This is a genomic window from Paenibacillus sp. N22P23 (genome assembly GCF_059383735.1).
Genome location: NZ_JBXENT010000008.1, coordinates 165616 through 183245 on the forward strand (window position 1 = coordinate 165616; position 17630 = coordinate 183245).

A 17630-nucleotide genomic window follows, 5' to 3' on the forward strand; every position below is an offset into this window, starting at 1 on the left:
GGCAAGCGTTCTCCGAATGAGTGTGGCAGCTGAAGTTGCTGGCGCGTATGCGGCACCACATCGCGTGTTACAGAATGCGGCATACTCTAACGAACCGTAGAGGCCTTATTTGCCCCAAAATGCCACTATAAAAATTCTAACGAACCCTAGAGCCTCTATTGGGCGGTTTTCGGGTATTTTGGAGCTGATTTACTCCTAATAACGCCACTACGGTTCGTTAGATTCTCGGAGCCACCAATTCCGACCAAATTAACGCCCGTACGGTTCGTTAGAGCATTTCGCACTTTTATATCTGCCGAAATATAAAAAGATCGCCAACCACCTGTCTAAGCAGGCAGCTTAAGGCGATCTTGCAGCCTGACCGAGCGCGATGCACCGGCGCCCGGTCTATCTTTTATAACCATCCCACAATTTGCAAAACCGTCAATACAACCTCGATGACAATGAGGATTACGATAATCCATTCCACGAATAGTCCCCGAATCGAATGGCTGATCGTCGAAAACCCCTCCATGATGTGATACAACACTTCCGTTTTGCTCTTCATGATTTTATATCGGTCGCTCAGCTCGAAGAATTCCATCATCTTGTCGTAAAATTGACCGGCACTGCTGCTGGTCCATGTGATATCGGGCTTATCCAGAATCATGATATAAGCAAGGGTATTATATTCATGGCGAACGATGATCGCGGTCGTTCTTGCCAGTTCCTTGTTGCCGATTCTAAGCTTTCCTTTTTCCAATCGGTCCAATAACGTTTCGAGCTTATCGTTGATTTTGCCCAACTGCTCCTCTATTCGCTCGAGCGCTACAGACTTTGCGAGTACGGTTGAGATCAGTTCAGGGTATACACTTTCGTATTCGGGAACCACGATGTATTCGTCGGTTAGCTCGATGGCTTCGGTCGCTCCGATGTGAAGGCTATAGTCATCCGTATAATAATCCGCACTCTGAATATCGATTTCCGGCTCGAAGGACTGGATGTAGCGCAGGAAGTCCGTGATTTCGCTCGCATGGGCGTTATTGACGAAAACAACACAGCCGAATGAAAAAACAAGCACCTGCTGCATCTCGTCTACATTTTTACGGAGGATGGATGCCAGAATGCCGTCTCTTAGAATTAAAGGTTGTTCCCAGGTGTATTTCTTACGAATGCCGCAATGAACGGCGATTTTGTTCAAGTCGATCTCGTTCGAGATCGCGAAGGCTTTAAACATCGTGTCTTGCATGTTATCACGCTACTTTGTATGTGTGACCTTACTAAGTCTATGCTCCAAATGGCAGAAAAAGCCCCTCATTCGCTTCATCAAGAGCTCCGATTCCGGTCACCGCTACCCGGCATATTAACAAAACCTTCTCATGTGCATGAATGTTGTACGATAGAGGTAGCAGTAAAAATTCATCGAATGAAAGGAGACTTTTAAATTGAATCAAATCAAACCTATTTTGCCGTGCCCCTCCATTAAGGAGCAGATTGCCTTTTACGAACATTTGGGCTTCGAAACCGTGTATAACAGCAATCGCCCGCATCCGTATGCCATTGTAAAGTACGGCGAGCTGGAGATTCATTTCTATGTAAGCAAAAAGCTATTACCTTCCGCAAATCAGCAAATGTGCTACGTGCAAGTGGATGACGTCAATCAGCTATATGAGGCTTTCACTTCCGGCTTGAAACAAGCAATCGGCAAAATCCCTCGTTCCGGTATCCCGCGAATTTCGAAGTTGAAAGACCTGGCCGACGATCGAAGATTCATCATTACGGATTTGGGTGGAAACACGCTGTTTGTCGGAACGCCCAATACCGAGATTGCCAATCCAGCCTTCATCAGAAGCATCGAGAGCGCGGATTGGTCCAATTCCTTCGAGACCCTCTTCGATCTGATGTATTCCAAAGAAGACAGCCAGTCCGCGTTCATGATGCTGAGGAAGTTTTTCCCCGCAGATCTCAATACGTTGAACGTCGGAAGCATGGATTTAGCCAAAATCCTGCTGGTTGCCCTGGACATTCATTTGCAGCTCCATAACGTCGTCGAGCAAGCGATGAATGATCGCCTAAAGGCGTTAATTGACGAAAGCGATAAGAATAATGCCGATTGGAAACGAATTTCGCAGCAGTATGACGACATCATGAACGGCGAATAAGAAAAAAAACAGAGCGTCGGTGTTCGAATCACCGGGCTCTGTTTTTTAACTTCATGCTTATTTCCCAATAGTGCGAGCATAAGCGACGATCGGCGGTTCTCCGAATGCCTGCGCGTAGTCCTCACCCAACCATACGCCGAAGCTGGTCTGCCGGTTGAATCCGAGGCTCCGATAGTATTCCGCGTCTTGACGGATGACCTCTTCGTAGAAAGGTAGCGGCATCAATGGTCTTGTCCATTTTAAGAACCGGGAATTGTCCATCCAGTACTCCAGAATTTGAGCACCTTCCTGACCGAATAGCTGCAGCAGACCGGGCAGGTGTTCGAGTTCCTTGAAATTCTCCGGGCAATCCGGGTCGTTAATCGGCCGGGCTGAATCCCGATATATAGGCGCGTACTCCAGGAAAATACCAGGTTCGGGCCGTACATGAACCGGAGCTTGGATCGTATCTTGGTAAGCCAGATAGCAATGCTCGGCCGACGGATCGAACCGCCGAATCCCCCGCAGGATATGATTGTAGAAAATCATCGCCTGGTCGGAGGTGGACAACATCCGGCAGTCTCCGCAGTGACACGCACTATTGGTCACGTCGTCAATCCAGAAATAATATCGCCCCGAAAGTGTAGGCAAAGCGCGAGCCAACTCTTCTGAGCGCGCCTCCAGGTAATGGAGTGCCTCTGTGTTGGAAGCACACAAGTTAAAGTCCGAATTACGCTTCCCTGTCTCGTCCAACCGGAACCAGTCGGGACGCTCAGAGAAGAGAGCCCGCGGAACGAGCCATGACATGGCATGGGATTCGAACTCGAGAGCCACATTCAGTTCCTTCATCTGTTCTGCGAACTTCTCAAATACCGGCGTTTTCACAAAATCCAGCATTTTCTCCAGTTCCTCAAGCGCTCCCGCTCCCCAGCCCGGATGGATGCCCACCAGATTAAGGCCGGAACGAGCAATCAGATCAACCCAATAGGGGCCAACCTCCTCGGGTAGAATTAGTATGCCGCGTTTTTCTTCCATATTGTCTATCTCCTCTTGTGCTGTCAAAATTTATCTGCTGTGTACCAGAAAATAGGAAGTGGAAACCATCCGGCAGGCACGTTAGCTCCTGTATAACGACCTTGCGGCGTAAGCAGAAGTGTCTGTGCCTGCTTCTTATTAAGCTCGGCTGCACCGGGCTTAGCTGTTCTTTCGACCGTCACCCCGTTCTCATCTACACGAGCAGTAACAGGCTGGCCGTCCAGCACGGCAGAGAATTCGCCTGGTGCAAGTCCGGTCGTTCGATGCGCCAGCGTCAAATAGGCTTCAAGCACGCGGGCAAAATCTATAATATGGTACATGTCGGAAGTACCCATCGAGTAGTTCTCCGCAAAGTTGCTAAGGCTCGCATTCAGCTCCGTCTCATACTCAGGTGCAAATACGGCTATCCATTCCTCACCGGAATGTGCCAAATACCCTTTGATTGCTCGCGGAATATCATTTGCATGTTCCATCGCAAGCTCCGTTATTTCATTACCCGCTTTGTTGACGACAATGTAGCCAATCAGCTTGTCCCCATCCAACAGGCCAATCGCTTGCTGCTCGAGTCCGTTCAAGATGTACGACATGTGCTGCTCTTCACGATGAACGAATGCAGGCCGAGCATCGTTCAGCTTGCGTGCAAAGGCTGCCGCGCCTTCGATCTCGAACAAGGGGGAGAAGGACAGCCCCTTCACGTTCACGTCTTTCAAAGCATGGCGGCAATTGACTTCTCCCACCGAATATTTGATTTTCACCCCTCCGAGGGTAAAATCGAAATACTCATACCGCTGTCGCTGACCATATAAGACAACCATATCGTACAATTCAGGCGCCTCTTCCAGCCACTTGTTCATCAGCACCTTCATATGCCCTTCCCCGCGAGCCCTTGGATGCACCGACACAATCCCTAAGTATCCGACTCGCAGCGAAACGCCGCTTACGTTCATCGGCTCCGGGTATATAGCTACCTGAGCGCGCAGCCGGCCCTGCTCATCCGCGGCCACCATGTGGATCGCCGATGAATCAATGTCTTTGCTGTATACTTTGGGAAGCACGGTTTCTACATCAATCTTAAAGGCATAATTGGCCAAATCGATATATTCCTCACGCTCATCCGGTCTTGCCTTTCTATATTCCAGCACGAAGTTAACTCCCTTTGTATAGTGATTTTGGAACCGTGATGTCAGGCAACCAACTTAAAACTACATCCATTATACAGAAAAAAGAATGCCCCAAGACGAGCAGATCAATAATGCAGTACTTTCGACAAATCCTTAACCGCATCCCTTAGAATTAGCAGACTTCCTGCATGGATATAGCAACAATCTTATTGACAAGAGCTGCAATTCCCATAAAAAAATACATCGCCAAGCTAGATGAAAGCCCTGACGATGTATTTGACTTGCATCCTGACATTCTACGTTCTACGTGCCGTCGATTCCCTCACGATCAGCTCGGGATCGATTTGTACCGTCACGCTGCGCTTGGCATGCTCGTTAATGACATTCAGCAGCAGCTCCACAGCCGCATGTCCGATTTTATCCGCCGGTTGCCGAACTGTCGTCAACTGCGGATGAAAATCCGAGGCCAGCATTTGGTCGTCAAAGCCGACTACCGAAAGATCCTGTGGTACGCGAATGCCCGAGGTCATACACGCATTCAGAACGCCTACAGCGATATAATCATCCGAAGCGAAGATCGCAGACGGCAGTCTGCCCTCTTCAATCCATTGTTTTGTAATGCGATAGCCGGAAGGAATTTCGAAGCCGCCGCGTTCAATCCCGTAAGGCTGTAAACCTGCTTCTTCGAGTGCGAAACGGAATCCCCGCTCGCGTTCTCTGCTGCTCAAGAAGGAATCCGGCCCTGAAATATGCGCGATTTGCGTATGTCCAAGATCGATAAGGTGTTTCGTCGCATCGTATCCGCCTTTGAAGTTGTCTACGATTACCGAAGTCACGGACGGGTTGCGCTGCGAATTATCGATCATCATAAATGGGATTTTCTTCTTCTTAAGCTCCATCACATACTCATCTTCATCGACGGGAGACAGCAAGATGACCCCGTCTACGCGATCTTCCTGAAACAAGGAACGATGAAACGTATCTTCGTAGCCGTTCGATATCGACAACGCGAGAAAGTAGCCGTGCTCGGCCAGCCGGTCATTGATTTCCTTCACTACAGCATCCAAGAAAGAATCGTGAAGCGTCGTCAGCATTAAGCCGATAATGCCCGTTTTCCCTCTGGCTAAACTACGCGCTGAAGCGTTCGGGTGGTAATCGAGTTCCTTCATCGCTTGAAGCACTTTCTCTCTATTGTTCTTACGCACCGATGACGAATTGTTTAACACTCTCGAAACCGTAACCACGGACAAGCCCGATTTTTTGGCAACATCAAAGATACTGACTTTCATCGATATATCGCTCCTATAGCATAAAAAAATAATGGCCCTTACCGTATCATAGTTGGAGCAAAGAGCAAACGCCAGGCGAAAATTAAAGCGGTTAAACTTTGTATGATCATTATAATTGGAATTCGAAGCAATTTACAAGAACTGAGCTACATAAAACATTTACAATTTCATGATTCCTCGAAAACATACAACTTGTACTCTACTTGTAGACCAGTTGGATTTCCTAGGAGGGCACTTATTCATGAACCGTACATCAAAACTAACAACAGCTGTTTTATCCGCAACTTTACTCGTAGGCGCAATTGTCGCTCCTGCATCGAGCTTCGCATCCCCAATCGCTAAGAAACCGGGTGCCTTCACACAAGCAAGCGTAGAACGCACGGCACAAGGCAAACTAATCGTTCGTTGGAAAGCTGACGCCGACCTCGGCGCGGCCAAAGTATACTGGAGCACATCCCCGGACAATATCGAGAAGAACGGTAAACTGCTGGCCAAGACTTACTCGGCATTTAACGGGTTTGTAACAGCAGACCCTAAACCGGGTTCCCGCATTTACTTCCTCGTGAAGGGCGGCAACAGTGCGACCATCGAGACCGCTGAGCGCAAAGTGAACCTGCAAGGCGCCTTTAACTTCCGCGATCTCGGCGGCTATAAAACGGCTGACGGCAAAACCGTGAAATGGGGCAAACTGTTCCGCGGCGAAGAGCTCGGTCATCTGACGGATGCTGACCTTAAGGCGATTCAAGAGATGGGCATCAAGACTAACGTGGATTACCGTACCGATGCGGAAGTCAAAGCCCTTCCAGATCCGGTAATCGCAGGCATTAACAACGTCCGTACCGATGCTGGCAACGCTGGCTCGACGGCTGATATGAATGCGATGATTGCTTCCGGCATGATGAAGGACGCAGCATCTGCGGTTCAAATGATGGTCGGCTTCAACAAACAAATGGTCGACGCACCGAAGTTCTACGTGCAATTGATGGATCTTCTTAACGATCCGAAGAACGCCGCTCTCTTGCAGCACTGCACAGCCGGCAAAGACCGCACAGGCCTTGGCTCCGCAATTATTCTTCTGACACTTGGCGTTGACGAGAAGACAGTAATGGACGACTATCTGCTTAGCAACTTCTACCGTGCGGATGCAAACAAGAAGATGATCGACGGCGTGAAGCAGCAAGTGAAGGACGAGAACGTTGTTGCTGCCATCACAGCGCTGATGGGCGTTCAGAAGGAATTCCTTCAATCTGCTATTGACGAGATGAAAGCGAAATACGGCTCCATTGACGCGTTCCTGGAAACAGGCCTTGGCATCACGAAAGAAGAACGCGCTAAGCTGAAAGCAATGTATACAGAGTAATCACTCACCATCTAAACAGGAAGGAGTCTCCCCCATTGTGGGGCGACTCCTTTTTCAACTGCGTTTCGTTCATGTAAGTTTGCAGACAGTCTCTTGCATGTCATAATATACAGAGGAGTGCAGGAGAGAGAGGAACGTGCAATCATGGCGAATTCGACATTAATAGAGACCGCGTACGACTATATAAGTACCCAAATTCGAACCGGTGCGTTCATGCCGGGTTCACTTCTATCGGAGAACGAATTGTCTGAAATATTGAACATGAGTCGAACGCCAATTCGCGCGGCGATTTCTCGTCTCGAGCACGAAGGGCTGCTCGTTACGCTCAAGAATAGAGGCGTACTCGTCAAAGAGATCTCCATGAAAGAGGTCATCGACATCATGGAGGTTCTGTACTTGTTTCAACTCCAGGCCATCGATTTATTGAAAGATGGCGTAGTAGAACCGGATCTCAAGAATCTGCAGGAGCATCTGGACCGTCAACTCAAGGCCGAGCAGGATCATGCTTATACGCGATATCTGGAGAGCTCGATGAAGTTCTCTGAGTGCTTGCTGAATGTCTTGAACAACGGGGTCATCGCAAAAATAGTCGATGTTGGAATCAAACATTTGATCCTCTACGCCACCATTAATTTTAAATTAACCCCTCACGAGCCGCACTATTCCGCCAACAGGTTGAATCAATCGGTTTATGATGCGATTGTGGCAGGCGATTACGATCGCTTTCGTGAGATCGCTAACCAGTCATATACCCATAACCGGCAGCGCATGCTGCGGATGGCCAGGCTGTAATACCTCGAAGGGCAGGAACCGTCACCGTAATGGTGACTGTCCCGGCCCTTCTTTTGTCTATACAAAGCGCCCTGGCTTTGCTCCCATTGTCTATAATGCCTTCTCTACTAAATTTTAATCGTTTTAATAGTATGTTCTCGTTCCTTAATAGAAATAATTATAGTAGAATCGAACATATGATCTACTATTTTGCTATGAAAGGATGAATTTCCCACATGGAACTCCCTGTAACAAATAGTCCCTCATCCGAGCCAAAGCCCTCCATGGGCTCCATGCTGCAAAACCGATTTATTCAAGCCATTCTATCAGCAGGCGTATTCATGCAGATAGGCATTTGGGTGCGCAACTTCGCGGTGCTCTTGTTTGTAGTCGAAATGACTGATGGGGATGCGCTTGCCGTCTCGCTAGTCTCCGTAGCTGAGTTCGCTCCAATCTTCGTCTTCTCCTTCATTGGCGGTGCGTTTGCTGACCGCTGGCTGCCTAAGCGGACAATGGTACTGTGCGACCTGCTTAGCGCGATATCCATTTTTGTCATTTTGCTCACATTGATTTATGGCTCTTGGCAAGCCGTGTTCTTCGCAACGTTCGTCTCGGCGATATTGTCGCAATTCTCTCAACCTTCCAGCATGAAGTTATTCAAGCTGCATGTGCCGGGGGAACAGATGCAAGCCGGCATGGCCTTGTTCCAGACAATGATGGCAGTGTTTATGATTTTGGGTCCGATTCTGGGCACGTTCGTATTTGAACAATTGAACATCTACTGGTCGATGGGCATCGTGTGCGTTGCGTTCCTCCTCTCCGCCGCATTACTTACGCTGCTGCCGCCAGATAGAGTCGAAGAGAGAACGGATAACGGGACCTCCATTTGGACGGAAATGAAGATGGGGATCAACTACGTTCTTCATCGCAAAGCACTCGTTGCACTAGGAGGCTCTTTCCTCGCCGCAGGACTCGGCATCGGCGTTATTCATACGCTTGCCGTGTTTCTTATCACCGAGCAGCTAGGCTTGCCTAAGGGTAACTTGCAGTGGCTCTTCGCGGCCAATGGCGCGGCTATGCTAGTTGGGGGAGGACTGTCCATGGTGTTCTCGAACAAAGTCGCTCCGCAAACACTTGTCCTTTGGGGCATGCTGGTCACGGGGATTGGCGTATCCATTATGGGATTCTCCGAGATGTTCTGGCTCACGCTAGCGATGGAAGCCATGATCGGCCTCTTCATGCCAGCTCTGCAGATCGGTATTAATACGCTCATTCTGAACAAAACGGAGGGGGCATTCGTCGGGCGTGTAAACGGTATTCTGACGCCGATGTTTATGGGCGCAATGGTGGTTACCATGAGCATATCCGGCTTCCTGAAGGGCGCCCTATCGCTCTCTTGGACCTATCAATTCTCTGCTGCGATGTTCCTAATCGGCATTGTGTTTCTACTGCCGTTATACCGTATCAAGGATCCGGTTGCGGTGGAAGCGAACTAATTCATTAGAGGCCGGGTATCGGCACCACTATGGTGCTTGATCCCGGCCCTATTGTGTACTTAATCGCCGGTAAATGTGTGTTCCTCCAGCCCCGGCTTGTAAACGAAGGTATATTCTTTCAATGAAGCTTTAATCAGCCTACTTGACCCGTCGGTCGAGTGAAAGTCGCCAATGAATACCTTCCATGTATAGGTCTCCCCTTCGATCATCCCGCCAGCAGCGACGTAGCCTCTTCCAGCAAAGGCGGCATTGCCGGTATTCTTCCCATTCGCGTCTTGTAGAATGGAGAGCCCGGCTTGCGGCTTCCCCTCCCCATTGACGACCTTGCCAATCATCTGAATGCGGTTCAGCTTGATGTTGCCCAGGTCAAGCGGTGAGCCGTCATACGTGACTTTTTGAGCAGTAGGCGGGAGCAAGTCGCCCATGGCCGGCTTTTTGGATTCCGAGCTTGATTGAAACGGCACAAACACGGTAAGCAAATAGGAACGTCCCGTTTCAAGCCCCCGGAAGTAAAAGCTTCCATCCTCCCTAGATACAACGGATATACCGGTGCCGGATTCAGGACTGAGCGAGACACTAGTTCCGGCAATTGGCTTTCCTGTATCGTCTGTCAACCGTCCAGTAACTTGAGCCTCAGGCAAATTCGACAAAACGAACTGATGCTTAACCATGTCTCCGGCATGGTAAGTAAAGGTATACGGCGCGGGAACGTCAAATCGTTCGGACCATGCTGAAGGAAGCTGTGCGGAAATGGTATACGTATGCCCGTCCTGCAAGAGATTCGTTATATACTCGTTACGTTGTTGCCCCATGAGGCTAATTACCATACCGTTTTCGGATACGGTGAATTCCAGCCCGTCATCGATCATTGGTTTTCCTTCCGGTGACAGTACCCGGACTGTAGCCTGTCGATCAACTGAACCAAGCCGAGCGCAGCTTCCCCGAACTCGGAACTGGAAGGTACAAGTCATGATGTCGGTATCTTCCGACCAGCTTCCTTGAATGAAATAGTCACTCCCGACCTCGAGCCCTTCGAAGCGAAAATCCCCATTCAGACCGGTCAGGTCCTCCGCAACGCTCAGCAGTTCGTCACCCTGCATCTTTAGCAATTGGACATGCTTTCCGCTTATGTTCCCTATGCCATCAGCTGTATATACCCGCCCTTTCATCATGTTTCCGGTTAGAATGTCGATGTTACGGGCTGCCGCATTCCATGCGACTCTGTTACCCGTCTCTTCCCCAACGAATCGAAGCGGTACGTAAATAGCCCCACTCTTCATCTCAGCAGGCGCTTGCATCATAACTTGGTTCCCATTCACTCCGGCAGATAAGCTTCCAACCTTGAGTTCGATTCGCGTCCATGCATTTGACCCGGAAACGGTCTGTGTCGACTTGTCCCATTCGACCTTTAAGCTCAGTGCCTCGAAAATCGCCCTGAACGGAACCATGGTCACGTTTTGCATGATATAAGGCTTTGCCTTCAGCGCAACAGCCGCTCCATTGACGTGGACGGAAATGGGATCCGGCTGCCCTTGCGCTTGTACGATCGGCGAAAAGCTGCCACTGCCTATAAGTAAAGCTATACCAACAATGACTACCAGAAATCTACGCAGCATATGTCCCCTCCATGAATACATAGTTGTCAATCTCTTCGACGGGCGACATGGAGAACAGCACCCCAGTGGCGGCGAACCGATTGATCTGGGCGTCTATTAAGGTGAACACGGATTTCGTTAAAGAGTTTGTCACGTTTCCATTCCCCCATAAGAATGTGCCCGGAGAAGGTTTCAAGGAGATTAATATACTCATCAACGTGATAAATGCGCTCCCAATCGAAATGGCGGAGGTGAACAACCTCAAACAGGCCGCTTTTCTCAATCTCATCCCTTTGCTCCTGAAGCTCCCCTGGCCGTGGCCAGTCGTTGTTATCTACCGGCTTACCTTCACCAATTTCAGAATAAACGGATTGAATGTCGTGAAAAAAGGGGTCTCCTCCGTCTGAAAAAACATGATTGGCATTCCAAAATGCCAGGTATCCGCCGGGACGCAAAGCCTGCCATGCTTTCCTATACCGAACCTCGGGATCAATCCAATTCCAAGCGGTCGCAGCGAAGACCAGGTCAAAACCATTTCCCGCCTCCGGTTGCCAATCCTCGAAGTTCCCGTTGATGATGTCAACATCCAATCCAGCAAGGTTTAGTCGAGCAGTTGCAGCAAGCTCCGCGCCGAGTTCGATGCACGTGATGTTAAATCCGCGCTTGGCTAACGGGAGAGTAGCCTTGCCTGTAGCACACCCCACTTCCAACAAACGGTCACCTGCATTCAAATTTGTTGCATGGAGCAGATCAACGAACAATTCTTCTGGGTAATCCGGACGCGCCTGCTGGTAAATACTCGCGGCTTGTTCAAATGACTCGCGCAACCTTTTATTATCATGCTTCAGGTTCATACTACCTCCTTATGGGATTCTCCTAATATAAAGTGATTCAGCGTTAGGATTAAGGTATCCTGCCCGAAAGTTCAACGACACCTAAAATGAAACATGAAAATGCAGCTCCTAGAAATTGCTCGAGCGCTTAGCCGTCCAAATGGTGGAAGGAAACCGGCTGACTTACGTAGAATCAAATAGAACAATTCCATACTGGAGGAATGCTTCTTGATTCGCAAAATACTTCCTTATACCATCGGCATTATGAGCCTCATTTATATCTTCATCATTCCATCGGAACCGGAAGGTCTTAAGCTGACCCTCAAATTGATTCCAATGGTGCTGATCCTGTACTACGCCAGCTTGCTCTGTCCTCCAACCAAGCAGCCGAAACATAGGTTGCTATTACTTGGCTTGCTCTTCTCCATGTGCGGTGACGGATTGATGAAATGGTTTGTTGCCGGACTGTCTGCCTTTCTAATCGGCCACCTGTTCTACATCGTATCCTTCACACGCCGAATTCGCTTCTCATGGCCGCGCGCCGCCACTCTCCTGCCAATTGCTCTCTATGCCATCCTTATGGGTCAAAGACTGGTGCATGCGCTCCAGGACAGTGGGGATAGCGGACTTGTCGTGCCCGTTCTCATTTATATCATCGTGATCTCGTTGATGGCTTGGACGGCGATCCTGACGGGAAGTTTTCATGCCACAATCGGATCGTTGCTCTTCCTTGCCTCCGATTCCATTCTGTCATGGAACATGTTTATTTCAGAGATCTCCCATTCCGACATATGGATTATGACCACCTATTATGCGGCCCAATTTTTCATTGCCAATAGCCTGAGGGATTCATCATAAAAAAGAATAAAGGAGCATATATCCTAACTTAGGATGCTAGGAGAGGGGTGCTGCGAGATAGGCAGGTACTGGCGAATCACCTCAATGCTCGTCTTGATGTCGGTCTGGCTTGTCGGATGCGGGTCTGACGCCAAAGAGACCACGACCGTTCAAACAGCGGAAGGCAACGCGGAAATCACCAAGGACGGGGACAAAATCACGGTGAAGACGGATGAAGGCGAAGTAACCGTTACGAGCGACGAGAAGACGCAGGAATTGCCCAAAGATTTTCCGCAGGACATTCCATTACCGGATGACGCTGTTATTGTACAAACGATGAATATGTCTTCTGATGCGATGAAGAGCTATATGATTACCCTCACGACCGGTCAGAGCATCCCACAAACGGCAGACTTTTACCGGGAGGCGCTCAAGAAAGACGGTTACGAATTTGCGGATACGACCGCGCAGGATCAGGTTACCTTGGTTGGGGAAAATGATACGTACAACATGCTCATCCTCATTACGCCGGATGCCGCAGATGCCGGTCGATCGTCCGTTATGATTACATTCGGATCGCAATAGCGGTGAATACAGAAAGGCTGGGGCTGCCTCAAATGAGGAGGCTCCGGCCTTTTTGACGACGTCGTGTAATATACCCGGTCGGACAAGCCCATTTCCTGAATTCCGTTACGTTTACTGGGGGCCATTAGCCATTCACCCACTCCAAGCCCATCGGTTCCGAATATGTTGTAGGTGCTTATACACGATTCGACTCGAGGGAGTGATAGCAGTGCCCGGACTATTACGAACAGTGAACGGAACGACTACCCTATTCGCAACGGCAAGCATCAAATCCAAGCAAGAAGGCATCTTAAGTGCGAATGTCGACGTAGTCGCAAATCCTCGCAGCGGTGTCACAGACTTCTTCTTAAACATCACGCAGAATGCATGCAACTTAGCAATGATTAAGATACAATCTCTGACTCGCACAAGCAGCAGACTCACCGCTTCCTTCGGTAAACAAGTGAAAGGTGTCTGCAGCGCCAACATTATTCTGCAAGATAAGAACGGCAAACTCACTGCCAGAGGATTTATTAATAAAAAAGCAATCGTTCCCATTAAACTCGGCTGCGGATGTAAAGATGGATGCTCTTGCACAGATACGCAAAAGGTTCGTTTCAAAAACGGCACAACGTTAAACATCCATATAAGAAAATCGCTTAATCTCGCCTTGAAGCGACTATTTGCGAAGCTTGCGCGTGAACTCAAGAAGCTGACTCCGCGCAGAAGCAGAGCTACCGTTGCAGCCGCAGCTACCGATAGAGAAGCTTGCAGACAGAATTGTGTTCGAATCGGAAACGCCTGCCGGGCTGCGTGCGGTATTTTCGCTCCCATATGTGCTCCGATTTGCTTGACCGCGCAGACGGTTTGCATTATCCAATGTGGGTTTTAGCCAATTTCCCCGATATCATGCTGGCCGACAATAAGCTTCACCGGCTCCAAATACACTCGCGTGACCACCGGCTGTGTAATCAGATTAATCTCGATATCCGTTACCTTATAACGAGTGATTTTGCCCTCTCTTTTATCGTAGACAACATCAAACTCCTTCAACCCCAATTGATAAATCAAGACGGAGGAGCCAACCGACAAGGCTGCCGTCTCGTAGTCCCCATGCTCGAATAACACTTCCGAGATAATTTCATCATCCATATCCACGATCTTAACTTGCTGGCAAAATTGATAGTACATTCCTAATCCTCTCCCTCTACTCCTAGATGTCGACGTGCCTGTGCCAATCGTTCGTGCTTTTCTCCTATAATATCGGACGATTTAAGCTGTCTTTGCAGTCCTGAATACAGCAAAAAAAGAGGTGTATCGCTACATGCGCGATATACCTCTTCCAGTTCACAATTCATGCACGTCCGCTACCGGCTCCCGCTCACGAACAGCTGCTTCTGATCGTTGACTTCCGCGTAGAAAATGTTCTTGATCGTGGCATAGTGTTGGGATTTGAGCTGCTTGTCCAGCCAATCCTCGTTCACGCCGGCCGCTTGAAGCTGGTCTTTCATCAGATAACCATCGATAATAACCGCATAAGAGAGTCCTTCCTGCTGAGGCGAAAGCTTGAGATCGTCCGGCGTCACCGGTCTTGTCGTCGACTTCGGCAGTATGGACAGGTCTCCGCCCGCTTCCAAGATCGCATATTCCACATCCGCCACCTGAAAATAGCCCTGAACCCGGAGCTGAGAGAGCAGCATATGCAAATTCATGCTGTTCTTTCGCAGCTCTTTCTTGTCGATCACTCCTTTGGCAATAAGAATCGAGGGCGTGAAGTCCATCTTGTAAAACCAGCGGTGCAGAGAAAGCTTCGCGATAACCACTAGGCAAAAGCCCATAAAGATCATCCCTGCAGCCGTCTTGAACGAGTCCTTATTCACCAAAGGCTGCGCCGCCACGTTCGAAATCACGAACAGAATCGCCAAATCATAGGGAGTCAGCTGGGCAATCGATTTTTTGCCGATAAAATTGGTCACGAGCCAAGTCGCCAGAAGCACGATAAAGCATCGCACAGCGTATACGAAGAATTCCATTCTGATCACAGCTCCCTATGGCGACTTCGGAGATAGCGAAGTAATATTGTCGAACAACACCAACGCTTCCTTAGTGCTATACCGAACGGTTCGAAGATCCTTTTCCTCCGTTGCAGCCTTGAGCACGTCTAGCGTAACGTTCATCAAAGTGAAGCTCGTATCAGCGTGCTTGATGGCGACGAGCGTATGGCCCTTTTTCCAAATACGCAGCACGTTCTGGGCTTCTTGCTGGGCCTGACCCCATTCCCCTTGCACCGCATAAGCTTCCACGTTATGAAGGCGGTCCTGGAAGTCCGGGCTTCCATCCTCGAAGAGATAATATTGCCATATGAAAATTCCGCAGAGTAGTAAGAGTAAAATAGCCGATAAAACAACGGTTAGACTTCTTTGTTTCAACGCAAAACCTCCTCCCGGTTATCATTGACCAGAAAGAGGTGCGCCAAACAACATCTATTCGTGTAGCAGAGGCTAGCTCTTTGTGATTCGCTCCATCTCTATGCTACAATACTGAAATTGAATGTAATTATACAGAAGTGAGGTCAATAAACAGCCATGCTCATCATCGGAATTGCAGGCGGTACGGGATCGGGAAAAACAACGGTCGCACGCTCGGTCATCGAACATCACGGATCTGACAAAGTAACGTTTATTTCGCAAGATAATTACTATAAAGATCACCCCCATCTTTCAATGGCTGAACGCGAGCTGCTGAACTACGATCATCCGCTCGTCTTCGAGAACGATCTTCTTGTCGAACATTTGAAGCTGCTGAAAGCCGGACAGACGGTCTTCGCGCCGATCTACGATTTCACGACGCATTCCCGCTTCCAAGATAAAACCGAGAAGCTTATGCCCTACAACATCGTCATTATCGAAGGGCTTCATGTGTTGTCTGACGAGAACCTCCGCGCGATGCTCGACATTAAGGTGTTCGTCGATACCGATCCTGACGTGCGCATTTTGCGCCGGGTGCTGCGCGACATGGAAGAGCGCGGCCGGTCGATTCAATCCGTCCATGATCAATACTTGCAGACGGTCAAGCCCATGCACGACGCCTTCATCGAACCGTCCAAGAAATACGCGGACATCATTATCCCCGAGGGCGGACAGAACGAAGTCGGCATCCGGCTGCTTTCCATTTTGACGGAGAAATATTTAGGCGCGGAAGGCACGACGGAATAAAAAAAAGCCGTGGGGTACAACCCAGGGCTTTTTTTTATTGCGGTTATTTCGGCAAAACGGCCATCATGGGGTCACGAGAATCCAATTCACCTTCGCATACTAAAATTCCATATTATTCAAAATAAGATATACCCCTGTAATATCCTACCCGGATCTTAATATATATAGAGTGCCAGAACGGGAAGTCATCCTGTATTAGGTATGGATCTCAAATGGAGGTGCCAATGAAATGGTTGAAAAGCAGGCGGTTAAGGTATTCGCTTTACTGAGTGCAATCGTCATGGTTCTAAGCTTTCTGGGTATGTTTGCTTATTTCTTCTTTAACAGCGATAACTCAAGGCCGATGGATATTGTCATGCTCGCGCTCAACTCTTGCTGGATCATTAGCCTAATCTCCATCTATACCGTCCAGGCCGGTAGACTTGGCTCATTCGGTATCTTGGGTTTTATCGTCACCGCGATTGGGCTTGGATGGTTCATGTCCTTTGGCTTCGCACACCAATTCGCCGGACCGGTGCTGGAGGGTTTCCAAGCGAAAATTATGGATTACGAAAACATTCCTCAGCCGCTCTTGGATGGAGCTTATACTGCGATGACTATTGTCAGCTTAGGCTTCGTGCTGTATGGGCTCGCAATGATTGTCAGCAAAGTCGCGCGGTGGCAAGGCATTCTCTTCTTCATTAGCGGAATAGCTCTGGCCATAGGGTATGATTTCCACATCCTTCCGCTTGCTCTGCTGTTCTCGTTCTTAATCCCGATCGCCGTATTTTTTATCAACCTCAGAACGCTGAATGATCATTCATAAACATCATCGGGTTTAAAATAAAAAACCATTGGTCGTATCACTCATACGACCAATGGTTTCGATTGTTCAAAAGGCTCATGTAAAGGAACGTTTACTCCGTCGCAACGTCCGAACCGTCTCCCGATGGATTTTTCTCAATAGAAACGACTTCCCCGGTTTCGGCGTTTACGGTTGCAACGTAAAGATCGTTCCACTTGATGTCGAGCTCTTTACCCTCAAGTAAATCCCGCTTCGCTTTGATGAGTTCTTCGTCGGTATAGGTGTATTTTTGACTTTGGAAGGCTACAAAATAGAACTTTCCTTCCATGTCTTCTCGCGTGCCCACATTATAGGAAATATCCATGCCGCTTAAGGATACGTTATATTTTTCTTGAATCGCCTTCTCCGCAGTCACAACGGCTATCTTCTCGTGCACCGGCACCTTTTCGACTTTAGTAATTTCAGGCAGTTGTTGTTTTCCGGTGACCTCCACCTGTTGAGCATTGCCGAAGTTAGAAGCATTGGCCGAGATAACGCCGTTTCCGACCACCAGAACGGTTGCTACACCCAGAGTCATTGCTGCAGTGATAAATTTTTTATTCATTACTTA

At 48.9% G+C, this 17630-nt stretch carries 19 protein-coding genes; 9 read left to right on the plus strand and 10 right to left on the minus strand.

What is annotated here, in order from left to right; all coding sequences use genetic code 11:
• Window positions 1-394 precede the first annotated feature (394 nt).
• The gene (locus AC506A_RS24970; protein WP_495463709.1) at window positions 395-1228 is read right to left on the minus strand and encodes an RMD1 family protein; all 834 of its coding nucleotides are present in this window, start codon (window positions 1226-1228) and stop codon (window positions 395-397) included.
• A gap of 196 nt (window positions 1229-1424) precedes the next feature.
• Here AC506A_RS24970 and AC506A_RS24975 point away from each other — a divergent pair, with 196 nt between their 5' ends.
• The gene (locus AC506A_RS24975) at window positions 1425-2141 is read left to right on the plus strand and encodes a DUF8817 family protein (RefSeq protein ID WP_495463710.1); all 717 of its coding nucleotides are present in this window, start codon (window positions 1425-1427) and stop codon (window positions 2139-2141) included.
• Between the two features lie 57 nt (window positions 2142-2198).
• Here the strand turns inward: AC506A_RS24975 and AC506A_RS24980 are convergent, their stop codons facing one another.
• The 3 genes from AC506A_RS24980 to AC506A_RS24990 all read right to left on the minus strand — a co-directional run bounded on the left by AC506A_RS24980 (window position 2199) and on the right by AC506A_RS24990 (window position 5565).
• Window positions 2199-3155, minus strand: a complete 957-nt coding sequence (locus AC506A_RS24980; protein WP_495463711.1) for a DUF4838 domain-containing protein — start codon at window positions 3153-3155, stop codon at window positions 2199-2201.
• 23 nt (window positions 3156-3178) lie between these two features.
• Window positions 3179-4297: a GNAT family N-acetyltransferase gene (locus AC506A_RS24985; protein ID WP_495463712.1), complete on the minus strand. Its 1119-nt coding sequence runs from the start codon at window positions 4295-4297 to the stop codon at window positions 3179-3181.
• A gap of 275 nt (window positions 4298-4572) precedes the next feature.
• Window positions 4573-5565: a LacI family DNA-binding transcriptional regulator gene (locus AC506A_RS24990; RefSeq protein ID WP_495463713.1), complete on the minus strand. Its 993-nt coding sequence runs from the start codon at window positions 5563-5565 to the stop codon at window positions 4573-4575.
• Window positions 5566-5806: 241 nt separating this feature from the next.
• Here AC506A_RS24990 and AC506A_RS24995 point away from each other — a divergent pair, with 241 nt between their 5' ends.
• From AC506A_RS24995 to AC506A_RS25005, 3 genes are all read left to right on the plus strand, one after another.
• The gene (locus AC506A_RS24995; protein WP_495463714.1) at window positions 5807-6925 is read left to right on the plus strand and encodes a tyrosine-protein phosphatase; all 1119 of its coding nucleotides are present in this window, start codon (window positions 5807-5809) and stop codon (window positions 6923-6925) included.
• Between the two features lie 144 nt (window positions 6926-7069).
• Window positions 7070-7717, plus strand: coding sequence for a GntR family transcriptional regulator (locus tag AC506A_RS25000; RefSeq protein WP_495463715.1), 648 nt, complete (start codon window positions 7070-7072; stop codon window positions 7715-7717).
• A gap of 215 nt (window positions 7718-7932) precedes the next feature.
• On the plus strand, window positions 7933-9192 hold the full coding sequence (locus AC506A_RS25005; protein WP_495463716.1) for an MFS transporter: 1260 nt from the start codon (window positions 7933-7935) through the stop codon (window positions 9190-9192).
• Window positions 9193-9251: 59 nt separating this feature from the next.
• Here AC506A_RS25005 and AC506A_RS25010 read toward each other — a convergent pair whose 3' ends face one another.
• Together AC506A_RS25010 and AC506A_RS25015 are read right to left on the minus strand one after the other, a co-directional pair.
• Window positions 9252-10808: a stalk domain-containing protein gene (locus AC506A_RS25010; protein WP_495463717.1), complete on the minus strand. Its 1557-nt coding sequence runs from the start codon at window positions 10806-10808 to the stop codon at window positions 9252-9254.
• 26 nt (window positions 10809-10834) lie between these two features.
• On the minus strand, window positions 10835-11641 hold the full coding sequence (locus tag AC506A_RS25015) for a methyltransferase domain-containing protein (RefSeq protein WP_495463718.1): 807 nt from the start codon (window positions 11639-11641) through the stop codon (window positions 10835-10837).
• Between the two features lie 207 nt (window positions 11642-11848).
• Between AC506A_RS25015 and AC506A_RS25020 the strand changes: the two genes are divergently transcribed.
• From AC506A_RS25020 to AC506A_RS25030, 3 genes are all read left to right on the plus strand, one after another.
• Window positions 11849-12478 (plus strand): lysoplasmalogenase, encoded by a 630-nt coding sequence (locus AC506A_RS25020; protein ID WP_495463719.1) that lies wholly within the window; start codon window positions 11849-11851, stop codon window positions 12476-12478.
• Between the two features lie 84 nt (window positions 12479-12562).
• Window positions 12563-13042, plus strand: coding sequence for a hypothetical protein (locus AC506A_RS25025; protein ID WP_495463720.1), 480 nt, complete (start codon window positions 12563-12565; stop codon window positions 13040-13042).
• Window positions 13043-13250: 208 nt separating this feature from the next.
• Window positions 13251-13913, plus strand: a complete 663-nt coding sequence (locus AC506A_RS25030; protein WP_495463721.1) for a hypothetical protein — start codon at window positions 13251-13253, stop codon at window positions 13911-13913.
• Here the strand turns inward: AC506A_RS25030 and AC506A_RS25035 are convergent.
• The 3 genes from AC506A_RS25035 to AC506A_RS25045 all read right to left on the minus strand — a co-directional run bounded on the left by AC506A_RS25035 (window position 13910) and on the right by AC506A_RS25045 (window position 15450).
• Entirely contained in the window at window positions 13910-14212 is a 303-nt protein-coding gene (locus AC506A_RS25035; protein WP_495463722.1) for a hypothetical protein, read from the minus strand. The two genes, AC506A_RS25030 and AC506A_RS25035, sit on opposite strands and share 4 nt — an antisense overlap.
• Window positions 14213-14388: 176 nt before the next feature.
• Window positions 14389-15054, minus strand: a complete 666-nt coding sequence (locus tag AC506A_RS25040) for a DUF421 domain-containing protein (protein WP_495463723.1) — start codon at window positions 15052-15054, stop codon at window positions 14389-14391.
• 15 nt (window positions 15055-15069) lie between these two features.
• Window positions 15070-15450, minus strand: coding sequence for a hypothetical protein (locus AC506A_RS25045; RefSeq protein WP_495463724.1), 381 nt, complete (start codon window positions 15448-15450; stop codon window positions 15070-15072).
• Between the two features lie 156 nt (window positions 15451-15606).
• On the opposite strand from AC506A_RS25045, the gene udk reads away from it, so the two are divergent.
• Window positions 15607-16236 (plus strand): uridine kinase, encoded by a 630-nt coding sequence (gene udk, locus AC506A_RS25050; RefSeq protein ID WP_495463725.1) that lies wholly within the window; start codon window positions 15607-15609, stop codon window positions 16234-16236.
• A gap of 229 nt (window positions 16237-16465) precedes the next feature.
• On the plus strand, window positions 16466-17041 hold the full coding sequence (locus AC506A_RS25055) for a hypothetical protein (RefSeq protein WP_495463726.1): 576 nt from the start codon (window positions 16466-16468) through the stop codon (window positions 17039-17041).
• 91 nt (window positions 17042-17132) lie between these two features.
• On the opposite strand, the gene AC506A_RS25060 is transcribed toward AC506A_RS25055, so the two are convergent.
• A complete protein-coding gene (locus AC506A_RS25060; RefSeq protein ID WP_495463727.1) occupies window positions 17133-17624 on the minus strand; it encodes a hypothetical protein in 492 nt (163 codons plus the stop codon).
• Window positions 17625-17630 lie beyond the last annotated feature (6 nt).

Bases quoted from the DNA above. Each gene is read 5' to 3' on its own strand.
- AC506A_RS24970 (WP_495463709.1), bottom strand. From the start codon at position 1,228: ATGCAAGACACGATGTTTAAAGCCTTCGCGATCTCGAACGAGATCGAC.
- AC506A_RS24980 (WP_495463711.1), bottom strand. From the start codon at position 3,155: ATGGAAGAAAAACGCGGCATACTAATTCTACCCGAGGAGGTTGGCCCC.
- AC506A_RS24990 (WP_495463713.1), bottom strand. From the start codon at position 5,565: ATGAAAGTCAGTATCTTTGATGTTGCCAAAAAATCGGGCTTGTCCGTG.
- AC506A_RS24995 (WP_495463714.1), top strand. From the start codon at position 5,807: ATGAACCGTACATCAAAACTAACAACAGCTGTTTTATCCGCAACTTTA.
- AC506A_RS25000 (WP_495463715.1), top strand. From the start codon at position 7,070: ATGGCGAATTCGACATTAATAGAGACCGCGTACGACTATATAAGTACC.
- AC506A_RS25005 (WP_495463716.1), top strand. From the start codon at position 7,933: ATGGAACTCCCTGTAACAAATAGTCCCTCATCCGAGCCAAAGCCCTCC.
- AC506A_RS25010 (WP_495463717.1), bottom strand. From the start codon at position 10,808: ATGCTGCGTAGATTTCTGGTAGTCATTGTTGGTATAGCTTTACTTATA.
- AC506A_RS25015 (WP_495463718.1), bottom strand. From the start codon at position 11,641: ATGAACCTGAAGCATGATAATAAAAGGTTGCGCGAGTCATTTGAACAA.
- AC506A_RS25025 (WP_495463720.1), top strand. From the start codon at position 12,563: ATGCTCGTCTTGATGTCGGTCTGGCTTGTCGGATGCGGGTCTGACGCC.
- AC506A_RS25035 (WP_495463722.1), bottom strand. From the start codon at position 14,212: ATGTACTATCAATTTTGCCAGCAAGTTAAGATCGTGGATATGGATGAT.
- AC506A_RS25040 (WP_495463723.1), bottom strand. From the start codon at position 15,054: ATGGAATTCTTCGTATACGCTGTGCGATGCTTTATCGTGCTTCTGGCG.
- udk (WP_495463725.1), top strand. From the start codon at position 15,607: ATGCTCATCATCGGAATTGCAGGCGGTACGGGATCGGGAAAAACAACG.
- AC506A_RS25055 (WP_495463726.1), top strand. From the start codon at position 16,466: ATGGTTGAAAAGCAGGCGGTTAAGGTATTCGCTTTACTGAGTGCAATC.
- AC506A_RS25060 (WP_495463727.1), bottom strand. From the start codon at position 17,624: ATGAATAAAAAATTTATCACTGCAGCAATGACTCTGGGTGTAGCAACC.